Raw genomic sequence first — 17,405 nt, 5'->3', positions numbered from 1 at the left:
CACTGCCGCTCAACGAGGCACCCCCGATGAAACTCAATGACCTGCGTTACAGCATCCTGCTCTGCTCCCTCGTGGCGATTGCGCCGGTATCGGCCGCCGTGACACTGCAGGCCACCCGTATCGTGCATGACGACGCCAAAGGCCGTGATGCGACGCTCCGCGCCGCCAATACCGGCGACCAGCCCGCGCTGACCCAGGTGTGGATCGACGACGGTGACGGTCGTGCGCGTCCTGAAGACATCCGCACGCCGTTCCGCCTGACCCCGGCCGACCCTCGCCTGTTGCAGCCCCGCCAAGGACAGGCCTATCGCATCACCTATGCACCGCGTCCGTCCGACCCGGCGCTGCCCCGCGACCGCGAGTCGGTGTTCTATTTCAATCTGCTGGATATTCCGCCGGCGCCTGCCGGCGCGGAGCAGGCGAACCTGCTGCAATTCGCGGTGCGCACGCGCGTCAAGCTGTTCCATCGCCCGAAGGGCCTGGTCGGCAAAGCAGAAGACGCAGCAGCCGGCCTGCGCTGGAGTGTCGGCGACGGCCGCCGCACGCTGCGCATCCACAACGCCTCTGCATTTCACGTCAGCCTGGACCACATCACGCTGGAAGACGGCACGTCACCGCCGGTGGACATGATCGCCCCGCTCAGTACGGTCGATGTACCCATGCATCAGCCCCCGCGCCTGCCTGCCACGGTCACGTACTGGTGGCTGGACGATTACGGTGCGCAACGTGAGGGCCGCAGCCCCATCAACCCGGCGCCCGCACCATGAGCATTGCCACCCATCCTTGCGCCCAAGGCGATGATCGCGCCACAGCGTTACCAGCGGTTCTCATCGCCGGCGTGCTGCTGGGCCTGCTCAGCACGGACGTGTCAGCGTGCACCGTGACAAAACGTGCCGATGCGGTTGCCGACGGACAGATTCTGATTCCCGACGAAATGCGGCCCGACATCATGCTGCATCAGGGAAGCAACGGCCGCAGCGGATTGCAGTTCAACAACTGCCCGCCGGTGCAGCGGATAGACATTGACAGTATTCCCGCCATGCCTGGCCTGACCTACGTCAGGAATATCCGACATTACGAGGAAGACTATCCAGCCTTCGGCTGGCACCCGACCTCGCCGCTCATTGTGTTCAACCTGCACAAGTACAGTCCGGGTGCTCCGCCGGGTGGGGCCAACACACCCTTCAGGGCGGATCAGGCGAACAGGATTCAGGTCACCACGGGATTCGGCGGCAGATTTACAATGGATCTGAACCTCGGCTACACCATTTACTCGCGCGGCGGGCCGATGTCATCCGTCGACCCGGTGATGCTGTCAGCCGTCACCACGACGCCGGGCTTCCCTGGCAACGGGCCCATGCACCATTCCCTGTCGTTCAGTCTGGTCATTCCCGCCCGCACCTGCACACTGTCCGACACAAACCTGCAGCTTGCACCGGTGACGGCCAATGCGCTGCTCCGGGTGGGGCAATCAGCGGGTGAAATGCCCTTGCGTGTGAAGATGCAGTGCCCCCGCGATGGGATCAGGGTCGATCTGACGCTGCGCGATGCCCTGGACCGCAGCAACACGGGAAGCGCGCTCACGCCGGTGCCAGGGCATGGAAGCGCGGGCATTGCGGTGCAGTTGATGCGTGACAACGCACCGGTACGCTTGGGCAGCACGTGGACGCCGCCGCTACCACACGCCGGCGAACAGACCATCGACCTGGCCGCGCGCTACCTGCGCACCGCCGGTGCGTTGCAGCCAGGCACCGTAGAGGGCCAGGCGATACTGACTGCCGATTACCGCTGAACGCCTTGCGCGTGAGCGTTGCTGAAGTGCACGTAGCCCTGAGCGACCGGCATGCCGGGACAGTCGACGCCGGCACCGTCGACCATCCCGCCGATGCGGGTCAACGGGGTGCCCAGTTGCTCCGCCACGGCATGCAGTCGCGAGCTGTTCGCCGCAGGTGCGCAGAAACACAGTTCGTAATCGTCGCCACCGGCAAGCGCGCTCGAACGCGCACGTTCGAGCGTCATCGTGCGCTGCAGCGCAGGTGACAGGGGCAGCCTATCCGGCTCCACACAGGCCCGCAGGCTGCTGCGTGCCGCAATATGGCCGATATCGGCCAGCAGGCCATCCGACACATCCACGGCGGCTGTGGCAAGGCCGCTCAGGGCCAGGCCCAGCGCCACGCGCGGTGTGGGCCGCAGCAGGCGCTGGCGCAGGAACTCGCGATCAGCATCCTGCGCGACTGCAGTGACATCGAGTTCGCCGCGTTGCCACAGGTGCAGCGCAGCAGCGGCATCACCCAGCGTGCCACTGACCCAGATGTCATCGCCGACCTGCGCGCCATCGCGGCGCAGCGCCTGCCCATGCGGGACCTGCCCGAAGGCGGTGACCGACAGAGAAAGCGGGCCACGCGTGGTGTCGCCGCCGATCAGCCGCCATCCATGCGCATCGGCCAGTGCGAAGAACCCATCGGCGAAGGCATCGATCCATTCTTCGCTGGCTTCCGGCAGGGACAAGGCCAGCGTGCCCCAGGCCGGGGTGGCGCCCATCGCGGCAAGATCGGAAAGATTCACCGCCAGGGTCTTCCAGCCGATATCGGCCGGCATCGTCTCCGGCGGGAAATGCACGCCGCTGTTGAGCGTATCGGCGGTCACTGCCAGCCAGTGGCCGGCCAGTGGCTGCAGCAGCGCCGCATCGTCGCCGATGCCGAGTACGATGTCATCGCGCCCCTTGCTGCGGGCGCGGATACGATCGATCAGGGCGAATTCGGCGAACGACATCGGATGTCAGCGGCGCTCAGTTTCCGCTTTCGGTCTTGCGCCATTCCACGGCGGCACGATCCAGCACGCCGTTTACATAGGTGTGACCGTGTTCGGACCCGAAACGCTTGGCCGATTCGATGGCCTCGTTGATCACCACCCGGTAAGGGACGTCGGCGCGGAAACGCAGTTCGAAGGCCGACAGCCGCAGCACCGCCCGTTCGATCGCATCGACTTCTTCGATGGTACGGTCCAGGTACGGCGCCAGCGCCTGGTCGATATCACGACGGTTGTCGAGCACGCCGTGCACCAGTGCTTCGAAGTACGCCAGGTCGGCGACTTCGCGTGCCTGTTCGTGGGCGAACTGGGCGACCAGCGATTGACCATTGCCGCCGGAAATCTGCCAGGCGTAAATGGCCTGCACGGCACGGCGGCGCGCGCGCGAACGCAGTACGGGATCGACGCCATCGCGGCGCACGGGTCTGCCGGACGGCCTGCCCTGGGAATTATTGTTCATGGCAGCTGCTCCAGAAGATTGATCATTTCCAAGGCGGCCAAGGCCGCCTCTTCACCCTTGTTGCCGTGGCTGCCGCCGGCGCGGGCTTCGGCGTCCTCGGCACGTTCCACCGCCAGTACGCCGTTCAGCACCGGCACGCCGAAGTCCAGCTGCACGCGCATCAGGCCCTCGGCGCAGCGGTCGGCCACGTGCTCGTAATGGCGGGTATCGCCGCGGATCACGCAGCCCAGCGTAATGATGGCGGCGTGCTGGTGGGCAGCCGCCAGGCGCGCGGCGACCAGTGGGATTTCCCAGGCGCCGGGCACCCGGATGACATCCACGGCGTCTTCGCTGATGCCATTGCTGGCCAGGCTCTGCCGGGCGCCGGTGACCAGTGCGTCGGTGATGCGGGCGTTCCAGCGGCTGGCCACGATGGCCAGGCGCGCCGATCCGGGAGAGCGAAGATCGCCTTCGAAATGGCTCATGTGCGGGTTTGGGGTACGTAAGAGGGGGCAAGTTTACCGCGCGCGGGCGGTGCGCGGGCCCTCGGCGGGCCCGCCTGCACGATGCGGGACTCAGCAGCCCAGCGTTTCAACCACTTCCAGGCCATAGCCGGCCAGGCCGATCTGGCGGCGCGGGGTGCCCAGCACGCGCAGCTTGCCCAGCCCGAGGTCGGACAGGATCTGCGCGCCGGCGCCGTTGCGGCGCCACTGGCTTACATCCTTGTCCTTGCCGGGGGCGACCGGCTGCGGCTGCTGGCGCAGGCGTGCCAGCAGTGCCTCGCCATCGCGCGGGGCCGACAGCACCACCATCACGCCGCTGTCTGCAGCAGCGATCGCGCGCAGCGCATCGGTCGCGGCCACGCCGAAATCATCACGACGCCAGTGCAGCAGGTCGGCCAGCGGGTTTTCCACCTGCACCCGCACCAGGGTGGGGGTATCGGCATCCGGGGTGCCGCGGACCAGCGCGAAATGCAGGTCATGCGCGATGCGGTCGCGGTAGGTGACCAGTGTGAACGCACCGAACTCGGTGTCGATATCCCGCTCATCGACGCGCTCGACGGTCTTTTCGGTGGCCAGCCGGTAGGCGATCAGGTCGGCGATGGAGCCCATCTTCAGGCCATGCTCGCGGGCGAACACTTCCAGCTCCGGCCGCCGCGCCATGCTGCCATCGGGGTTCAGGATTTCGACCAGCACGCCGGCCGGCTCCAGCCCGGCCAGCATCGCCAGGTCCACGCCCGCTTCGGTGTGGCCGGCGCGGGTCAGCACGCCGCCCGGCTGGGCGATCAACGGGAAGATGTGGCCCGGCTGGTGCAGGTCGCTGGCCTTGGCCGTGGGCTTCACCGCGGTGCGGATGGTGTGCGCACGGTCGTACGCGGAAATGCCGGTGGTCACGCCCTCGGCGGCTTCGATGCTGACGGTGAAGTTGGTCTGGAACTGCGCCGTATTGGCCTGCACCATCGGCGCCAGGCCGAGGTCGGCGGCCCGTTCGCGGGTCAGCGGCAGGCACACCAGTCCCCGCCCATGGGTGACCATGAAGTTGATGTCGCTGGGCTTGACCAGCTCGGCGGCCATGATCAGGTCGCCTTCGTTCTCGCGGTCTTCGTCGTCGACGATGACCACCATGCGGCCCTGGCGGATGTCTTCCAGGATCTCGGGGATGGGGGCGAAATTCATGCGCGTGCTCCTTCGCCCAGCAGGCGTTCCACGTAGCGGGCGACCAGGTCGATTTCCAGGTTCACCGCACTGCCGACGGCCGTGCTGGAGAACGCGGTGTGCGCGACGGTATGCGGGATCAAGGCGACCTCGAAGCCTTGCTCGTCCACTTCATTGACGGTCAGGCTGACACCGTCGACGCAGATCGAGCCCTTCTTGGCGATGTAACGACGCAGGCCGGCCGGGGCAGCGAAGCGCCAGCGCTGCGCGCGTGCGTCGTCGTGGATGGAGAGGACCTGTCCCAGCCCATCCACATGCCCGCTGACCAGGTGACCGCCGAGGCGATCGGTCGGGCGCATGGCGCGCTCCAGGTTGATCACCGCACCGTCGGCAAGCTGGCCCAGGGTGGTCAGCCCCAGCGTTTCGGTCGACGCATCGGCCTGGAAGGTCTGCGCGTCGAACGCGGTCACGGTCAGGCATACGCCATTGATGGCGATGCTTTCGCCCAGCTGGACGTTGTCGAACGGCAGGCTTCCGACGTGGAAGGTGAAGCGGACATCGCCGCCGATGGTTTCGCGAGCGGCCAGGTGGCCGAGGCCTTCAATGATTCCAGTAAACAAAGTAACGTTCTCCGCGGAAGTGAGCGAAAAACGCCGCAAGGCAAACAGGCACGCACGGCACCGCAAGGTCCCGTGGCACCGTCTTCTTTCATCCGGACTATGACCGTCGGCTCCGGCATCGGACCGGATCTGCTGACCTCCTGCCGGGGTGACCCTGCCGGAGCGCTCGCGGGCTCGTGCCAGAGGCACCTACCGCCGGTGGGGAATCGCACCCCGCCCTGAAGACGTTTGTGTACCGGCGAACCGGCGGGGCTAGTGTAACAAATGCACCTGAAGGCTCGCTTTTTGTGAAAGTTTCGTTAGAATCCGCGCCGAGTGCGACAAAGATGTCGCCCCGGGCGGTCCATCCGGCCGCCTGCAATGGAACGCAACCTCATAGGAACTCACGCATGCGCAAGATGCTGCTGGCCGCCTCCCTGCTCGCCCTGTCGCCGCTGTCGGCCTTCGCCGCCGACGAGCTGAGCTACACCTACGTCGAAGCCGGCTGGACCCAGTTCAAGGTGAACGATGACTTCCTGGACGACCCCAAGGTCGACGGCGGTTACATCCGTGGTTCCTTCGCGATCGCACCGCAGGTCTACCTGTTCGGCGCCTGGTCGCAGGTGTCCAAGTCCTACGGCTTCGACGGCGGCAGCCTGAAGCTGGAACTGGACCAGCCTGAGTTCGGTATCGGTTACCACATGGGCATGAGCGACCGCGTCGACTTCACCGCCGACATCGCCTGGACCCGCCAGAACGCCGAGCTGACCCTGAAGGAAACCGGCTTCGATACGCTGCGCCAGAAGGACCACTTCAACGCGGCCCGCGGCACCCTGGGCGTGCGTGGCAAGCCCTCGGCACGCACCGAAGCCTGGCTGAAAGCCGGCTACATGGATGGCAGCGACATGGACGGCACCTGGGTCGGCAACGTCGGCGGCCAGATCAACATCACCCCGATGTGGGGCGTGGTGGGTGAAGTGCAGGTCATCGAAGACGTGACCCAGTACTCGGCCGGCGTGCGCGCCAGCTTCTGATCTGCGCACCATTGCGACCCAAAGGACGGCCCCTCGCGGGGCCGTTTTTTTTTGGTTCGTCTCCCTCTTGCGCTGTCATCACGGTGATGGCGGCAGTCGATGCCAAATCTGACATATGACGGGCCTGCGTACTGACAGCGGTCGGCGTTGTCTACCGGCTGCGTCCATAGCATGAAACAGGTCAACTACATGCTCACAAGAGAGGAGATTTCAAATGCAACGTCTAGCTGCACATCTGATGATTGCTCTGGCGGCGGGCCTGGCGGCGCCCTCCGGGCATGCCCTCGAGAAACCCTGGCAGCACTTCGTTTTCATTTCTGATACGCAGTATCCGTGGACGGATAAGAACGATCGAGGCGAACCCGAAGACGAAGACACGCGAGATAGGCGATCGCGCGAGTTCATTCTTGCACAGGGCGAGGGCACGCTTCAGTACCGCGAAGACAACGGGGGAATCGACAACGTCCCACTCTTCATCAACGGGGACCTCACCGCGTACGGCCACGCCGAACAGCTCGACTTCATGACCACCCCCCTCCGCACCAAGTACGTCCGCAACTTCTACATCAACCTCGGCAATCATGACTACAAGAACAACGTCGACGATTGCTTTAACAACAACTGTGCACTGCGAATGTACCTGCAGATGGGGGAATGGGCCCAGGGTTACGGTGCAGACACGCTGGACTACCGCAAGGTCAAGACCGACGAAGGGCAAGGCCGGCACAGCATGGATCACTATGGGAGCCTGGCCTACACCAAGACATTTGGGGATGTGCTGGCTATCCAACTGCAGAATGAGCCTACGTATGAGGTCAAGTTCAGGGGAAAACGGTTCGTACGCCATGACGTGAACGTTAATCCTGGGCTGGGCGTGCTCGCCGCAGGACTGAAGGCAGCGCGCCGGGACAGTAAATCGGTGATCATCAACATGCATTCCCCGCCGTACAGCAACTGGAAAGTGGCAAAGAGCCCCGAGTTCATCAAATTGATGAAGGACAACGAAGACATCATCCTGGGCATCTTCGCGGGTCACCTGCACACGAAGGTCGGCCGGTTTTCCAAGGTAGGGAAAATCCCCGTCTATCTCAGCGGCGCCGCTCACTACCGGAATTTTCTGGTGGCGGACTTCAATCCCGCGCTGTGTCAGCTGCAGGTATGGGTAGTCCACGAGAACAATCCGCACGAACGCAAGGAACATGCCGGCTATTCCGAGGCCACTACCTGCGCCGGTTAGCCCGTACCCGCCACGATACGCTGGGGCGCTCGGGACTGATCGCCGAGCGTCTCGCCTGCACTTTTACTACCAATCCGATGGTCGGACCGACCGCGCATCCCATGGATCAGCGCCGCGGCCTCGCCTGAGGATGCCGGTGACGCCTGCCAGCCGGCAGCGTCACCGGCGCGCTTACCGCTATGTACGCATGCGGCTCGTCCAGCGATGAGTAAGGCATCCCCTACCGATCGCGGTAGTCGGCGACAGCTTTTGATAGTGTCGGCGGCCATGCAGCGCACGGCGCCGTCACGCCGCCGTCTTCTGCCCACGCCCCCTTCGCCCTAACCGGAACGTCCAGTGCGGTCAGCCTGCGAGACGCAGCAGCAGGCGCAGGTCGTCGCCGACCTGGCGCTGATCGATGATGCGCAGCCGCAGTTGCTGGTCCATCGCGTCGATACCCAGGCCGGCGAACAGCGGCAAGCCGCGTTCGCCAAGCAACGTCGGCGCCTGGTAAAGCAGCAGTTCGTCCACCCATCCGGCCGCCAGCAAGGCCCCGGCCAAGGTGGCACCGGCTTCAGTGTGCACTTCGTTGATACCCCGCTCTGCGAGCAGGCAAAGGGCCGCACCCAGATCCAGCCGACCGGCCACGCTGGGCACGCTGGCGAACGACGCATCGGCGGCATCCGGGGCGCTGACCGCAGCGTCGTGCAGATACAGCGTAGGCGCCCCACCTTCGCGCACGCGCGCGCACTCAAGCGAACGCAGCCGTGCGTCGAGCACCACGCGCAACGGCGGCATCACCTCGATGCCGGGCAGGCGTACGGTCAGCTGCGGATCATCGGCCAACACCGTGTCGGCCCCGGTCAGGATCGCGCCCGCCCTCGCCCGCCAGTGCTGCACGTCTTCCCGTGCAGCCGGACCGGTGATCCACTTCGAGCGGCCATCGGCCATCGCCGTGCGGCCGTCCAGGCTGGCGGCCAACTTGACCCGCACCCACGGGCGACCGCGCTCGACGCGCGACAGGAAACCCCGGTTGAGCTCCCGTGCCTGCACGGCCATCAGCCCTTCGTCGACCTCGATCCCCGCAGCGCGCAGCAGATCGAATCCGCCGCCGTCGACCTGCGGGAACGGATCACGCAGGGCGGCGACGACGCGGCTGACGCCGGCCTCGATCAGTGCCAATGCACAGGGTGGCGTGCGGCCAAAATGCGCACACGGTTCAAGGGTGACGTAGGCGGTGGCCCCGCGGGCCTGGTCGCCCGCTTCGCGCAGTGCGAACACTTCGGCATGCGGGCCGCCGGCACGTTGATGCCAGCCCTGCCCCACCACCTGCTCGCCGCGGGCGATCACGCACCCGACCATGGGATTGGGGCGGGTGGTGTAGGCAGCACGTTCGGCCAGGCGCAGCGCACGTGCCATGTGCAGGTGGTCCAGCGCGGAGAAAGCGCTCATCGGTGCTCCTTGGACACAGGCGCGCAGCGGCGCGCGTCAGCCTTTCTTTTTCTTGGTCAGGGCGATCACATCGCCCAGCAGCTGCAGTTGTTCGGTGCTGGCCGGCAGGTCGCGTTCCAGCTTTTCAATCTCTTCGCGGAAGTCTGCGACATCCTCGAAGCTGCGGTAGACCGAGGCGAAGCGAACGTAGCCGACATGGTCGAGCTTGCGCAGTTCGTTCATCACGAACTCGCCAACGCGGATGGAGGGCACTTCGCGCTCACCGCAGATGCGCAGCTGGTGGATCACCGAACGCACCGCCGCTTCGATCTTGTCTTCCGGCACGGGACGCTTCTGCAGCGCGCGGTCGAAGCCGGCGCGCACCTTGCGCGCTTCGAACGCCTCGCGGCTGCCATCGCCCTTGACGATGGTCGGCAGCTTCAGCTCGATGGTTTCCAGCGTACTGAAGCGCTCGCTGCAGGCCTCGCACTCACGCCGACGCCGAATCGTCGCGCCGTCTTCAGAGACGCGCGAATCGATTACACGGGTGTCGGCATGTTGGCAGAACGGACAATGCATGGGGCGCCTTGAGTCTCGGAAACGTCATGCGATGGACATGGCGGCGTCGCAACGGTACCTGAGAAGGCCATGAGCAGCAAACAAAGGCCGCTCATGGCAGGGGCAGGCGCACGGCCGGGCGTTACCGCCCCGACCGCTGGGGCCGTGATCGCTCAGCCGTAGACCGGATACTTCCGGCATTGCGCGCTGACCGCATCGCGCACGCGTGCGATCACCGCTTCGTCCGCCGGTGCGTCCAGCACGTCGGCGATCCAGTTGGCCAGATCGACACAGTCCTGTTCGCCATAGCCGCGGGTGGTCACCGCCGGGGTACCCAGGCGCAGGCCGGAGGTCACGAACGGCGAACGCGGGTCGTTGGGGACCGAGTTCTTGTTGACCGTGATGTGGGCCTTGCCGAGGGCCGCTTCAGCGTCCTTGCCGGACACGTCCTTGCCGATCATGTCGACCAGCATCAGGTGGTTTTCGGTGCCGCCGGAGACGATCTTGTAGCCACGGGCGATCAGGGTCTTCGCCATGGCCTGGGCGTTCTTCACCACCTGCTGCTGGTAGCGGGTGAAGTCCGGCTCCAGCGCTTCCTTGAACGCCACGGCCTTGGCCGCGATGACGTGCATCAGCGGGCCGCCCTGGATGCCCGGGAAGACGATCGACTGCAGCTTTTTGACCAGTTCTTCGCTGGCGCCCTTGGCGATGATGATGCCGCCACGCGGACCGCGCAGGGTCTTGTGGGTGGTGGAGGTCACCACGTGGGCGTGCTCCAGCGGGCTCGGGTAGACGCCGGCGGCGACCAGGCCCGCCACGTGCGCCATGTCCACGAACAGGTACGCACCGACCTTGTCGGCAATGGCGCGGAAACGCGCCCAATCGACCACCTGCGAATAGGCCGAGAAGCCGGCGACGACCATCTTCGGCTTGTGCTCGACGGCGAGGCGCTCGACTTCGTCGTAATCAATCAGGCCCTGGTCGTTCACACCGTACTGCACCGCATTGAACAGCTTGCCCGAAGCATTGACCTTGGCGCCGTGAGTCAGGTGGCCGCCATGCGCCAGGCTCATGCCCAGGATGGTGTCACCGGCCTGCAGCAGGGCGAAGTAGACCGCCTGGTTGGCCTGCGAGCCGCTGTGCGGCTGCACGTTGGCGTAATCAGCGCCATACAGCTGCTTCAGACGATCAATCGCCAGCTGTTCGGCGATATCCACGTACTCACAACCGCCGTAATAGCGCTTGCCCGGATAGCCTTCGGCGTACTTGTTGGTCAGCTGGCTGCCCTGGGCTTCCATCACCATCGGGCTGGCGTAGTTCTCGCTCGCGATCAGCTCGACGTGGTCTTCCTGGCGCTGGGACTCATCGGCGATGGCCTTGGCCAGTTCGGGGTCGTAGCTTTCGATTCGGACGTCGCGCGGGAACATCGGTTTCTCCGGGGGCAGGCAGGAAAGGAACAGCGAGGCGGTCAATTGTAGTGCCTGCGCCCGGAGAGGGGCCATCGCCGCAGAACGCGGTGAACGACGACGGCGCCCTTATCGGGCGCCGTCGGGGCGATGCGGGGTACTGCTCTCAGCGGCCGTTGATCACGAAGTCAGCGAGGATCCCGGTGGCGATCGCCACCAGCAGCAGGTTGCCGCGGTCATCGCGGACCCAGTGGTGACCGCGGGGCGGACGACGCACGTGATAGCTGTTGTAATCATTCACGACATAGATCGGACCACGGTAGTAATCGCGGTAGCGGTGACCGACCTTCCAGCCATAGCCGGGGCCCGGGCCATACGCCGGGCGGTAGGCCGGTCGATAGACCACGCGCGGCGGCGGGGCTGGACGGTAGTAACCCGGATGGCGCCGGTCATCCCGCCATTCGCGGCGGTCATGCCGCCGGTCGTCACGCCAGTCGCGGCGCGCTTCACGGCGATGATCACGATCGTCGCGACGATCATCGCGGCGATCATCCCGCCACTCACGACGGTCATGACCACGGTGACGGTCGTTGTCGGCAAATGCCGGAGTGACGGCGGCAAAGGCCAGCGCGGAGGCCATGGCACCGGCCAGGAATCGATTGATGCGCATGGTCTACCTCTGCAGGATGGGTGGGCGATGTCCATATTGCCCATGCGATCTGAATGGATTCCGGCTGGAAACGCTTCCTCCGCGTGCGGAAACGTCCCTGTTCATTTTTCGGCAAGGCTTCAGCCGCCCTCGCTGGCCGTCCAACTTCCAAGCACGTTGACCGGCGCGCCGGTGCCTTCAACGGACACGTAGTAGACGCCGGCCCTCAGTGCGGGCAGGTGGCAGCGCCGCCAGGCATCGCCTTCGTCCTTGCACACCGACACCGGGAACCCGCCCCCTGCCGCTGCGCCCTTCACCTGCAGGGTGACGGTGGCATCCCCGCCCCAGGTGCGCAGGTCCACGTCGGATGCCTTGCTCAGGCGCAGCTCCAGGGTCTCGGCAAAAGTGGCTGCGCTGCGACGACGGGGAAAGACCGGCACCACCTGCCCGGACCTGAGCTGCGGACGCGACGGCATCAATGAAAAGTCGGCGCGCATATCAGTGGCGCCGCCCCGCAGGCTGATCCGCAGGCGGCGCCTGGAGCTGCTGGAGGGCAGCGCCACCAGCCCGCCGACGAAGCGCGAGCCATCCAACCTCACCTCCCGCAGCGGCTGGCCGTCGGCGAGCGACACCAGCAACGTGCCGGACAGACCCGCGCTGTCCGCTGCGGCGACCAGCTCGTACGGCAGCCATTTTTCGGTCGCCGCCACTTCGACATCGAACTCCCTCACCCCGCCCGGGGCCAGCTGCAGATCCAGCACCTTGACGTTCGGCAACAGCAGGGGAGGCGCCTGCTGGGCGGCCACCGATACCGGCAGCAGGGCGCTGAGCAACAACAAACCGAACGCTTTCATGCGTGATCTCCATGGGTTGGAGCCATCAGCCTGGACGCTGCCCCGGGCGATCACAGTCAGGTTTCAGGCCGCCGTCCGGTGTGCAGGCACACCTGTCCCGGTCGGCGTTTTCCCAGGGCTGAACCCGCCATCGGCTGCCATGGCAGTGAAAGGGGGGATCGGCGATAATGCTGGGTCAAATATTCCGTTTTCCGCCGGCCCGGGCTCTCGGCCCGGTGGATCGACCCTCTGGGAGACTTCATGTCCTCGCAATACATCTACACCATGAACCGCGTGTCCAAGGTGGTTCCGCCCAAGCGGCAGATCATCAAGGACATCTCGCTGTCGTTCTTCCCGGGGGCGAAGATCGGCCTGCTGGGCCTGAATGGCTCGGGCAAATCCACCGTGCTGAAGATCATGGCCGGCGTGGACAACGATTTCGAGGGCGAAGCCCGCCCGCAGGCCGGCATCAAGGTCGGTTACCTAGCGCAGGAACCGGAGCTGGACCCGACCAAGACCGTACGTGAATCGGTCGAGGAAGGCGTGGGCGAAGTGCTGCAGGCGCAGGCCGCGCTGGATGCGGTGTACCTGGCCTACGCCGAAGAAGGTGCCGACTTCGACAAGCTGGCCAAGGAACAGGAGCGGCTGGAGGCGATCCTCGCCGCCGGTGACGCGCACACCCTGGAAAACCAGCTGGACGTGGCCGCCGATGCGCTGCGCCTGCCGCCGTGGGAAGCCATCGTCGGCACCCTGTCCGGTGGTGAAAAGCGCCGCGTGGCACTGTGCCGCCTGCTGCTGCAGAAGCCGGACATGCTGCTGCTCGATGAACCGACCAACCATCTCGATGCCGAATCGGTGGAATGGCTGGAACAGTTCCTGGCGCGCTACACCGGCACCGTGGTGGCCGTCACCCATGACCGCTACTTCCTGGACAACGCCGCCGAGTGGATCCTGGAACTGGACCGCGGTCGCGGCATTCCGTGGAAGGGCAACTACACCGACTGGCTGACCCAGAAGGACGAGCGCCTGAAGCAGGAAGACAACCAGGAAAAGTCGCGCCAGAAGGCGATCCAGAAGGAACTGGAATGGTCGCGCCAGAATGCCAAGGGCGGCCGCACCAAGGGCAAGGCCCGCCTGGCGCGCCTGGAAGAGCTGCAGTCGGTCGATTACCAGAAGCGCAACGAGACCAATGAAATCTTCATCCCGCCGGGCGAACGCCTGGGCAACGCGGTGATGGAGTTCAAGAACGTCTCGAAGAAGTTCGGCGATCGCCTGCTGTTCGACAACCTGAACTTCCTGGTGCCGGGCGGCGCCATCGTCGGCATCATCGGCCCCAACGGCGCCGGCAAGTCGACCCTGTTCAAGATGATCACCGGCCAGGAAAAGCCGGATACCGGCGAAATCGTGGTCGGCCCGACCGTCAAGCTGTCCTACGTGGACCAGAGCCGCGACGCGCTGGAAGGCAACCACAACGTCTTCCAGGAAATCGCCGGCGGCCTGGACATCCTCAACATCAACGGCGTGGAGATCCAGTCGCGCGCCTACATCGGCCGCTTCAACTTCAAGGGCCAGGACCAGCAGAAGCTGGTCGGTTCGCTGTCCGGTGGTGAGCGTGGCCGCCTGCACATGGCCAAGACCCTGCTGCAGGGTGGCAACGTGCTGCTGCTCGATGAACCGTCCAACGATCTGGACATCGAAACCCTGCGTGCACTGGAAGATGCGCTGCTGGAGTTCCCGGGCAACACCTTCGTCATTTCGCATGACCGTTGGTTCCTGGATCGCATCGCCACGCACATCCTGGCCTTCGAAGGCGATTCGCACGTGGAGTTCTTCCAGGGCAACTACCGCGAGTACGAAGAAGACAAGCGCCGCCGCATGGGCGACGATGCCGCGCCCAAGCGCCTGCGCTTCAAGGCACTGAAGTAAGGCAACCGGAAAGGCCGCGCTCGCGCGGCCTTTCTGCATTCCGGCAGGTCACGACCGTGGGTCGTGACACCTGATCGTCACGAGACTCTCATGGCCCTCTTCGAACGCCTGTTCCAGCTGCAGCAGCACGGCACCACCGTGCGCACCGAACTGCTGGCCGGCCTGACCACCTTCCTGACGATGTCCTACATCGTCTTCGTCAACCCGGACATCCTGTCCACCACCGGCATGGATGCCGGCGCGGTGTTTGTGGCTACCTGCCTGGCCGCCGCGCTGGGTTCGCTGGTGATGGCCTTTGCCGCCAACTTCCCGGTCGGCATGGCGCCGGGCATGGGGCTGAACGCATTCTTTGCCTTCACCGTGGTCGGCGCGGCCGGCCTGCCGTGGCAGCAGGCGCTGGCGGCGGTGTTCATTTCCGGGCTGGTGTTCCTGGTGCTGTCGCTGACCGGTGTCCGCGCCTGGCTGGTGGCCGGCATCCCGGCTTCGCTGCGCTCGGCGATCGTGGCCGGCATCGGGCTGTTCCTGGCGATCATCGCGCTGCAGAAATCCGGTGTGATCGTCGGTAACGAAGACACCCTGGTGGCGCTGGGGCCGCTCACTACCGCCCCGCCGCTGCTGGCCCTGGCCGGCTTCCTGCTGATCGCCGTGCTGGAGGCGCGCCGCGTGCGTGGTGCCATCCTGATCGGCATCCTGGCGGTCACCGGCGCCGGCTGGCTGCTCGGCAGCGTGCAGTACCAGGGGCTGGTGTCGCTGCCCCCGAGCCTGGCACCCACGTTCATGCAGCTGGACCTGCCCGGCCTGCTGCACCATGACGGTGGCGCGCCGCTGGCGGTGCTGCTGCAGGTGGTGCTGGTGTTCGTGCTGGTGGAAGTCTTCGATGCCACCGGCACGCTGTACGGCGTGGTGGGCCGGGCCGGACTGCTGAAACTGCCCGGCGCGCAGAAGCGCTTCGGCCGCGCGCTGCTGGCCGACAGCACGGCGATCGTCGCCGGCTCGCTGCTGGGCACCAGCAGCACCACCGCCTTTGCTGAAAGCGCTTCCGGCGTGCAGGTGGGGGGGCGCACCGGACTGACCGCGCTGGTGGTCGCCGCGTTGTTCCTGGCGGCGTTGCTGTTCTCGCCGCTTGCCGCGATGGTGCCCGGCTATGCAACGGCCCCGGCACTGCTGTTCGTGGCCGGCCTGATGCTGCGCGAACTGGTGGAAGTGGAGTGGAACGACCTCACCGAGTCGGTCCCGGCGGCGTTGTGTGCGCTGGCGATGCCGTTCACCTATTCCATCGCCAATGGCCTGGCATTCGGCTTCATTGCCTATGCAGCGCTGAAGGCCGGCACCGGGCGCTGGCGCGAGGTCCACCCCGCGGTATGGCTGGTGGCCGGATTGTTCGTGCTGCGCTTCGCGCTGGAGTGAGCGCGTTGCCGGAGCGCTCGCCGAGCATGGCGCGGCGCTGCCGGAGCCATGCGTAACGTCACGCCACGCGCGCCGACTGTTGGTAGCGCCGAGCCATGCTCGGCGAGCGCAGCGGTAGGCGCAGCGGATCAGGCGCCAGGCGGCAGCTCGAAAACCTGGCGCAGGTAGGCCAGGTAACCGGGATCGTCGCACATGCTCTTGCCCGGCGAATCACTCAGCTTGGCCACCGGCTGTCCGTTGCAGCGGACCATCTTGATCACGATGTTCAACGGCGTCGGGCCGAGGTCGTTGGTCAAGTGCGTGCCAACGCCGAAGGCCACCTGGCAGCGGCCGCGGAAGTAATCGAACAGGCGCATGACCTTTTCGATGTCCAGCCCGTCACTGAACACCAGCACCTTGCTGCGGGGATCGACGCGGCGCTGCTGGAAGTGCGCCAGCATGCGGTCGCCCCAGTCGAAGGGGTCGCCGGAGTCATGCCGCACGCCGTCGAACAGCTTGCAGAAATACATGTCGAAATCGCGCAGGAACGCATCCAGGCCGACCACGTCGGACAGCGCGATGCCGAGGTCGCCGCGGTATTCGCGTGCCCAGGATTCCAGCGCGGCCACCTGCGAATCGCGCAGGCGCGGACCAATCGCCTGGAAGGCCTGCAGGTACTCGTGGGCCATCGTGCCGTGCGGGGTCATGCCGTACAGCCGGGCGAAGTGCACGTTGCTGGTACCCACCAGCTGGGTGCCCAGCGCGTCACGCAGCAACGGCAACAGACGTGCATGCCAATCACGCGAGTAGCGTCGGCGCGTACCGTAGTCGGCGACCCGGCACTGGTCGAAACCCGGGGTGTCACGCAGCAGCGCCGCCTTGGCCTGCAGCCGTCGTTCGCCTTCGGCGATGTCGGCGGTGGTGGTGTTGCGGAACCAGACCTCGTTGATGATCGCCAGCAGCGGCACTTCGAACATGATCGTGTGCAGCCACGGCCCGGTGATGTCCAGTTCGATCTCGCCGGGCACGCTGTCCGAGGCACGCAGGGTGATGTACTTGCGGTCCAGGTGGAACAGGCCGAGGAAGTCGGCGAAGTCGGGCTTCACGAAGCGCAGGCCGCGCATGTAATCCAGTTCTTCGCTGCTGAAGCGCAGGCTGCACAGGTGGTCGATCTCCGCGTCGATCTGATCGATGAACTGCGCGAGGTCGATGCCCGGTGTACGGCACTTGAACCGGTACTGCACCGTGGCGCCGGGGTACTGGTGCAGCACCGCCTGCATCATGGTGAATTTGTACAGGTCGGTGTCGAGCAGGGATTGGATGATCATGCCGCCATTATGCGCCGCGTGCGGGGGTTGTTGCCGGGCCTGCGGCCCGGCGCCCGCAGAGACAACGTCAAGAGCGACGGCAACGGCAACGGCAACGGCAACGGCTGCAGGGCTGGTGGGTTGGCGGGGCGGGGTGG

The 17,405-nt window shown here is 65.7% G+C and carries 17 protein-coding genes and 1 riboswitch; of the genes, 6 read left to right on the top strand and 11 right to left on the bottom strand.

The genetic code is table 11. The annotated features are described in order from the left end of the window. Window positions 1-26 precede the first annotated feature (26 nt). A complete protein-coding gene (locus ABB28_RS06120; RefSeq protein ID WP_057507796.1) occupies window positions 27-767 on the top strand; it encodes a fimbrial biogenesis chaperone in 741 nt (246 codons plus the stop codon). Beyond that, window positions 764-1,792, top strand: coding sequence for a fimbrial protein (locus ABB28_RS06115; protein WP_057507795.1), 1,029 nt, complete (start codon window positions 764-766; stop codon window positions 1,790-1,792). Before ABB28_RS06120 ends, ABB28_RS06115 begins: the two co-directional genes overlap by 4 nt. Here ABB28_RS06115 and thiL read toward each other — a convergent pair. From thiL to ABB28_RS06090, 5 genes are all read right to left on the bottom strand, one after another. Continuing rightward, the gene (gene thiL / locus ABB28_RS06110; RefSeq protein WP_057507794.1) at window positions 1,783-2,772 is read right to left on the bottom strand and encodes a thiamine-phosphate kinase; all 990 of its coding nucleotides are present in this window, start codon (window positions 2,770-2,772) and stop codon (window positions 1,783-1,785) included. The two genes, ABB28_RS06115 and thiL, sit on opposite strands and share 10 nt — an antisense overlap. 16 nt (window positions 2,773-2,788) lie before the next feature. Further along, window positions 2,789-3,268, bottom strand: a complete 480-nt coding sequence (nusB, locus tag ABB28_RS06105) for a transcription antitermination factor NusB (protein ID WP_057507793.1) — start codon at window positions 3,266-3,268, stop codon at window positions 2,789-2,791. Further along, window positions 3,265-3,732, bottom strand: coding sequence for a 6,7-dimethyl-8-ribityllumazine synthase (ribH, locus tag ABB28_RS06100; RefSeq protein ID WP_057507792.1), 468 nt, complete (start codon window positions 3,730-3,732; stop codon window positions 3,265-3,267). Before ribH ends, nusB begins: the two co-directional genes overlap by 4 nt. A 90-nt stretch (window positions 3,733-3,822) precedes the next feature. Next, window positions 3,823-4,923 carry a 3,4-dihydroxy-2-butanone-4-phosphate synthase gene (ribB, locus tag ABB28_RS06095; protein ID WP_057507791.1) on the bottom strand — a complete coding sequence of 367 codons (1,101 nt, stop codon included), beginning with the start codon at window positions 4,921-4,923 and terminating at the stop codon, window positions 3,823-3,825. Beyond that, window positions 4,920-5,522, bottom strand: coding sequence for a riboflavin synthase (locus ABB28_RS06090; protein WP_057507790.1), 603 nt, complete (start codon window positions 5,520-5,522; stop codon window positions 4,920-4,922). Before ABB28_RS06090 ends, ribB begins: the two co-directional genes overlap by 4 nt. 76 nt (window positions 5,523-5,598) lie before the next feature. Further along, window positions 5,599-5,752, bottom strand: a riboswitch (FMN riboswitch). A 159-nt stretch (window positions 5,753-5,911) separates the two neighbouring features. Here ABB28_RS06090 and ABB28_RS06085 point away from each other — a divergent pair. Together ABB28_RS06085 and ABB28_RS06080 are read left to right on the top strand one after the other, a co-directional pair. After that, complete coding sequence (locus tag ABB28_RS06085; protein WP_057507789.1) at window positions 5,912-6,535, top strand: outer membrane beta-barrel protein; 624 nt, start codon at window positions 5,912-5,914, stop codon at window positions 6,533-6,535. A gap of 214 nt (window positions 6,536-6,749) precedes the next feature. Beyond that, window positions 6,750-7,772: a metallophosphoesterase gene (locus ABB28_RS06080; protein WP_083491955.1), complete on the top strand. Its 1,023-nt coding sequence runs from the start codon at window positions 6,750-6,752 to the stop codon at window positions 7,770-7,772. A 342-nt stretch (window positions 7,773-8,114) separates the two neighbouring features. On the opposite strand, the gene ribD is transcribed toward ABB28_RS06080, so the two are convergent. From ribD to ABB28_RS06055, 5 genes are all read right to left on the bottom strand, one after another. Beyond that, window positions 8,115-9,203, bottom strand: a complete 1,089-nt coding sequence (gene ribD, locus ABB28_RS06075; RefSeq protein WP_057507787.1) for a bifunctional diaminohydroxyphosphoribosylaminopyrimidine deaminase/5-amino-6-(5-phosphoribosylamino)uracil reductase RibD — start codon at window positions 9,201-9,203, stop codon at window positions 8,115-8,117. Window positions 9,204-9,239: 36 nt separating this feature from the next. Continuing rightward, window positions 9,240-9,761, bottom strand: a complete 522-nt coding sequence (gene nrdR / locus ABB28_RS06070) for a transcriptional regulator NrdR (protein ID WP_042613625.1) — start codon at window positions 9,759-9,761, stop codon at window positions 9,240-9,242. Between the two features lie 152 nt (window positions 9,762-9,913). After that, on the bottom strand, window positions 9,914-11,167 hold the full coding sequence (gene glyA, locus ABB28_RS06065) for a serine hydroxymethyltransferase (RefSeq protein WP_057507786.1): 1,254 nt from the start codon (window positions 11,165-11,167) through the stop codon (window positions 9,914-9,916). 145 nt (window positions 11,168-11,312) lie between these two features. Beyond that, window positions 11,313-11,816, bottom strand: a complete 504-nt coding sequence (locus tag ABB28_RS06060) for an RcnB family protein (protein WP_057507785.1) — start codon at window positions 11,814-11,816, stop codon at window positions 11,313-11,315. Window positions 11,817-11,935: 119 nt separating this feature from the next. Next, window positions 11,936-12,649 (bottom strand): hypothetical protein, encoded by a 714-nt coding sequence (locus ABB28_RS06055; protein WP_057507784.1) that lies wholly within the window; start codon window positions 12,647-12,649, stop codon window positions 11,936-11,938. A gap of 240 nt (window positions 12,650-12,889) precedes the next feature. Between ABB28_RS06055 and ettA the strand changes: the two genes are divergently transcribed. After that, window positions 12,890-14,554 carry an energy-dependent translational throttle protein EttA gene (ettA, locus tag ABB28_RS06050; RefSeq protein ID WP_057507783.1) on the top strand — a complete coding sequence of 555 codons (1,665 nt, stop codon included), beginning with the start codon at window positions 12,890-12,892 and terminating at the stop codon, window positions 14,552-14,554. A 90-nt stretch (window positions 14,555-14,644) separates the two neighbouring features. After that, window positions 14,645-15,961: an NCS2 family permease gene (locus tag ABB28_RS06045; protein WP_057507782.1), complete on the top strand. Its 1,317-nt coding sequence runs from the start codon at window positions 14,645-14,647 to the stop codon at window positions 15,959-15,961. A gap of 128 nt (window positions 15,962-16,089) precedes the next feature. On the opposite strand, the gene pncB is transcribed toward ABB28_RS06045, so the two are convergent. Next, a complete protein-coding gene (gene pncB / locus ABB28_RS06040; RefSeq protein ID WP_057507781.1) occupies window positions 16,090-17,268 on the bottom strand; it encodes a nicotinate phosphoribosyltransferase in 1,179 nt (392 codons plus the stop codon). Between the last annotated feature and the right edge of the window lie 137 nt (window positions 17,269-17,405).

This window comes from Stenotrophomonas chelatiphaga (assembly GCF_001431535.1).
GTDB lineage: Bacteria > Pseudomonadota > Gammaproteobacteria > Xanthomonadales > Xanthomonadaceae > Stenotrophomonas > Stenotrophomonas chelatiphaga.
Note: the sequence above shows the minus strand (reverse complement) of the source record. Positions and strands in the feature narration are given on the sequence as shown.